This window comes from Sphingomonas sp. CFBP 13733 (assembly GCF_014841795.1).
GTDB lineage: Bacteria > Pseudomonadota > Alphaproteobacteria > Sphingomonadales > Sphingomonadaceae > Sphingomonas > Sphingomonas aerolata.
This window is the reverse complement of record NZ_JACYUP010000043.1, coordinates 1-293: the sequence shown is the minus strand read 5'-3', so window position 1 is coordinate 293 and position 293 is coordinate 1. Positions and strand designations below refer to the sequence as shown.

Genomic DNA, 293 nt, shown 5'->3' with positions numbered 1-293 from the left:
GCCCCCGCCGAGTGAGCAATGTTGTCGACGAGTTCGCCATCGATCTTGATCCGATCGAAAGTTATCTCTTTCAGGTATGAGACTGAAGCGAAGCCGGCCCCAAAATCGTCCAGTGCTATGCGGACCCCTGCAGCCCTTAGCGAGGCCAGGTGTTGTCGGGCGACGCCGAAATCAGCAAGCACTGACGTTTCTGTCACCTCTACTTCCAACCGGCGGGGATCGAACCTGTGACGAAGGCAGAGAGACATAATCGCGAGCGGCGTACTCGGCTGGCAGAGCTGCACGGCGCTAAG

The 293-nt window shown here is 58.4% G+C and carries 1 protein-coding gene; it reads right to left on the bottom strand.

The window, feature by feature from the left end; translation table 11 throughout:
• On the bottom strand, positions 1 to 248 hold a 248-nt coding region (locus tag IFT71_RS21130; protein WP_244655103.1), incomplete at its 3' end, for an EAL domain-containing protein.
• Positions 249 to 293 lie beyond the last annotated feature (45 nt).